The sequence below is a fragment of the Bradyrhizobium genomosp. III genome (assembly GCF_000261705.1).
Classification (GTDB): domain Bacteria; phylum Pseudomonadota; class Alphaproteobacteria; order Rhizobiales; family Xanthobacteraceae; genus Bradyrhizobium; species Bradyrhizobium ottawaense.
Genome location: NZ_AJQF01000408.1, coordinates 1 through 3,592 on the forward strand (window position 1 = coordinate 1; position 3,592 = coordinate 3,592).

The window sequence follows — 3,592 nt, forward strand, 5'->3', positions numbered from 1 at the left end:
ATTACTCTCTCCTGTTGATTTCTGTTTGTTGGATTTTGACGTTTCTTAACCCGGCGGTTTGCCGGGGACCTGGACATGCGGCCGCGGTCGCGGTGGCCGCGGACGATCGTTGATTTCAGGCGCGAGGATCACCGGCGGCGGATCGACGGGCACGTCCATCTGCGGCGGCAGCGGCGCCGATTGCGCGCCCCAGCTCTGGTGATAGCTCTCGGCGGGCTTCGGCAATTTTCGGTTCGCGGGCGGCTCGACCTCGAGCCGGCCGTAACCGGGCCGCAGGCCCAGCGTCGGATAATAATGGCCGACGTCGGCAGGCTGCCGCTCGGCGACATAGCGCCCGCCATAGATCGTGGGCTGCACCTGCTGGTTCTTGCCCAGGCCCCAGACACCCTCGACCACGGCATAGGACGCGTCGATGTTGTTGATGATGATCGGCACGCCGGGCCGGCCGGGCACGACGATATCGAAGCCGCTGCCGGCAAACGCCGTCGCGGGCAGTCCGATCAGAAAGGCAGCGAGCGCCACAATGCGCATGAGGGGGACCCCGGTTATGCGGCGGCAACCTATCCGATCGCGGCGCAGAGAGGGTTAAGGCCCGCTCACCAAATTCCGGTAAGCCTAATGTGTAAGGATTGCGGGCCGCTCAAATGCCGCAAAGCGAATGAGCGAAGCGTTAACGGCGTGTGACTTCGCCGCACGGAACCGCACCGTGCGCTCACATCCGTTTGACCGTTTGCTTGCAAAATCCACCGGTTTCATCGGAACGTCCGGCGCCGCAAGCGTTTAGCCCCCGTCAACAAAATGGGAGCCAACAACCATGAACATCAAGCTTCTTGGAGCGACGGCGATTGCGGCGACCATGCTGGCAGGCTCTGCCATGGCGCAGGCCGTCGTCACCAATCCCGGCCGCTGCTCGGCGCAATTCCCCAACGCCAATTGCCAGAATCTCGGCCCAGGAAATCCATACACCGATAGCGGATACCGTCAGCGCCGCGTGTCCTATCGTCAGACCAATGGCGATTGGAATAACGATTGGAACAGGAGCCGCACCGGCTTCTGGCCGACCGACGTCGCAGCCGGCGTAGCCGGCGCCGCGATCGGCACCGCGGGCGCGATTGCCAGCGCGCCGTTCCGCGCCTGGGACAATTCCTACGCCTACGACAATTCGTGGGACAACCGCGGCTGGGACAATCGTGGCTGGGACACCCGCACCTACGCCCAGCGTAACGGCTTCGTCTGTACGCCTGGCACCTGGTTCAAGGGCGCAGACGGCCGCCGGCACATCTGCCAGTAAGGCGATCTAAATCGATGCGAGAGATCAGGCGGCCTCCGGGCCGCCTGATTCATGTTCGCGGCGACGGCCTTTCCGGTTCTGGCACTTTCCGATCAAGTCTGGTATTGCGGCGCGCAACGGGTGGACACCCCGGCCCATGCCGGCCCTGCCCGCGTCGTCAGGCGTCGCCGGCTTAGCTCAGCGGTAGAGCAGCGGTTTTGTAAACCGAAGGTCGGGGGTTCAATCCCCTCAGCCGGCACCAGCATCTGGCGTACAGGTCTCAGCTCGAATGCTTCGGCGCGCTGCCTTGCTGGAAGTGCTCGGTACCTGACATCTCCACCCAGCCATGCTTGGACTGCTCGAACACCGATCTGATCGGCGGCGGAAAATCCGGATTTGCGATCGCGCCGACGGCAACGCCGATCATCGCGGGCAGATTCTCGGCTTGCCAATAGACGGTCGAACCGCAGTCGGGACAAAAATAGCTGCGGACCTTGCCGCCGCTCGCGGCTGTCCGAACGTACTCCTTTGACGGTCCCGCGATCGTGACAGCGCGCGCCGGATAGAACGCACCCACGCCGAACGGCGCGCCGGTTCGTCGCTGACAGTCGAGGCAATGACAGGCGACGACGAGCTGCGATGGTCCCGGCAGCGACAGCGAAAGAGCACCGCAGCGGCATCTGGCATCGATCATCGAATCTGCTCTCCCTGCTGGACGGATGCGAATTGAAAAGGCGGTCCGTGCCCCGGACGCAGTGCAGCGCCTCTTCGGCGATGCGCCGCAGAGCCGGGGCCTATCGCGCCGCATTTCTTCGTTCCGCTTTCTGGGTCCCGGCTCAGCGCCGCAACACTGAAGGCGTTGCGGCGCGTCCGGGACACAGCAAGATCCTCACTCCGTCCCCACCTCGAACGCCAGCAGCACGTTGCCGGCGACGCCGCTCCATTGGCCGTAGCCGGAATTGGTGTAGAGCATGCCGCCGGCGATGACCGGCCCGGGACCGTCGATTGCGCCGCCATGGGCGGGGACGCCGTTCACGGCCTTGAAATCCTGCGCGGTGTCGAACTCCCAGAGCAGCTTGCCGTCGGTGGCATAGGCGCGCAGGAAGCCGCTGACGCCGCCGGAGAACACCACGCCCGGAATCAGGCTCACCGCTGCCGAGAGCGCGGGGCTGCATTTGGGGCGGTCGCCGCAGGCGACCGGCGGCACTTCCATGGCAATCTTGCCGCTGACGAGGTCGAGGCCGAACAGGCCGCCGCCTTGCGTGGAATCGAGTTGCCGCGTGCCGTCACGCATGAAGCGCACGTCGGAGTTGGCGACATAGATGCGCTCACCGTCCGCGGCCGAGCCCCATTCGCTGCCGCCGAGCGCTCCGCCCTTCCCGATCCGGGTCTGCCACAAGATCTTGCCGCCGTCGTCAGGATCAAGCGCGTGCACGACGCCGGACTTCTGCGCGATAACGAGCACGCGCCTGCCATCGCGCAAGGTCACGAGGATCGGCGACTGGCCGAAATCGTGATCGGGTCCGTGATCCTCCGGGCAATTGGACTTGTCCGCGGTGAAGCACGCCACGACGAAGGCGTCCTTGGGCGTGGCCTGCTGCTTCCAGAGCAGCTTCCCGGTCCCAAGCTCAAAAGCGAGGATCGCATCGGCGGTTGCCGCCGGCGGGTTCGAGTAGGAATTGCTGGTCGCCACATAGACGGCATTGCGGTTCACATCGATCGTCGGCGCCGACCAGATCGCAGCGCCCGACGGACCGAACAGCTGCGTGCCCCTGGCATTCTTGCCGGTCGGATGCGGCACTTCCGGAATCGTATAGGCCTGCCAGACCAGCTTGCCGGTCGCGGCGTCGAGCGCCACCACGCTGCCGCGGAAGGTGCAGCATTCGTAACTCGCCTGCGAGCCGGCGGCTTCCTCGAGCGAGGACACCGGCACGTAGAGCACGCCGGAATGCAGCGTCGGCGCGCCGGTGATGCGCGCGGCGGCATGCTCCTCGACCTTCGTCTTCCAGATCAGCGCCCCGGTCAGCGCGTTCACGGCATAGGCGTTGGCGCGCAAATCGCCGAAGAAGATCGCGAACTGGTCGGAGCCCGGAAGTGGTGCAAAGCTGATCGCGGCCCGCACCGCCGCATCGATCGCCAGCGTCCACAGCGTGCAGCCGCTGCGCGCGTCGAGCGCGTGCACCTTGCGATCGGTGCCGCCGATGAACAGCATTCCGCCCACGATGATCGGCGGCGCAAACGACACCGAGGCGCCGGGGAATGCATAGGCCCATTTCAACCGCAGGCGCGGCACCTGCTCCGCCGTCAGCCCCGCCATGTCGG

General features: G+C 65.5%; 4 protein-coding genes and 1 tRNA gene. 2 read left to right on the forward strand and 3 right to left on the reverse strand.

Translation table 11 applies throughout. The features are described from left to right. Nucleotides 1-45 precede the first annotated feature (45 nt). On the reverse strand, nt 46-531 hold the full coding sequence (locus tag IC66_RS0133010) for a hypothetical protein (protein ID WP_038950509.1): 486 nt from the start codon (nt 529-531) through the stop codon (nt 46-48). Between the two features lie 283 nt (nt 532-814). On the opposite strand from IC66_RS0133010, the gene IC66_RS0133015 reads away from it, so the two are divergent. Continuing rightward, complete coding sequence (locus tag IC66_RS0133015) at nt 815-1,291, forward strand: hypothetical protein (protein ID WP_038950510.1); 477 nt, start codon at nt 815-817, stop codon at nt 1,289-1,291. A gap of 166 nt (nt 1,292-1,457) precedes the next feature. Further along, nucleotides 1,458-1,532 (forward strand) — tRNA-Thr (locus IC66_RS0133020). 18 nt (nt 1,533-1,550) lie between these two features. Here the strand turns inward: IC66_RS0133020 and IC66_RS0133025 are convergent. Both IC66_RS0133025 and IC66_RS0133030 read right to left on the reverse strand, forming a co-directional pair. Next, a complete protein-coding gene (locus tag IC66_RS0133025; RefSeq protein ID WP_038950511.1) occupies nt 1,551-1,964 on the reverse strand; it encodes a GFA family protein in 414 nt (137 codons plus the stop codon). Nucleotides 1,965-2,159: 195 nt separating this feature from the next. Beyond that, on the reverse strand, nt 2,160-3,592 hold a 1,433-nt coding region (locus tag IC66_RS0133030), incomplete at its 5' end, for an outer membrane protein assembly factor BamB family protein (RefSeq protein WP_038950513.1).

Excerpts from the sequence above, each read along its gene's own strand:
- IC66_RS0133015 (WP_038950510.1), top strand. The coding sequence starts at position 815 with ATGAACATCAAGCTTCTTGGAGCGACGGCGATTGCGGCGACCATGCTG.
- IC66_RS0133010 (WP_038950509.1), bottom strand. The coding sequence starts at position 531 with ATGCGCATTGTGGCGCTCGCTGCCTTTCTGATCGGACTGCCCGCGACG.
- IC66_RS0133025 (WP_038950511.1), bottom strand. The coding sequence starts at position 1,964 with ATGATCGATGCCAGATGCCGCTGCGGTGCTCTTTCGCTGTCGCTGCCG.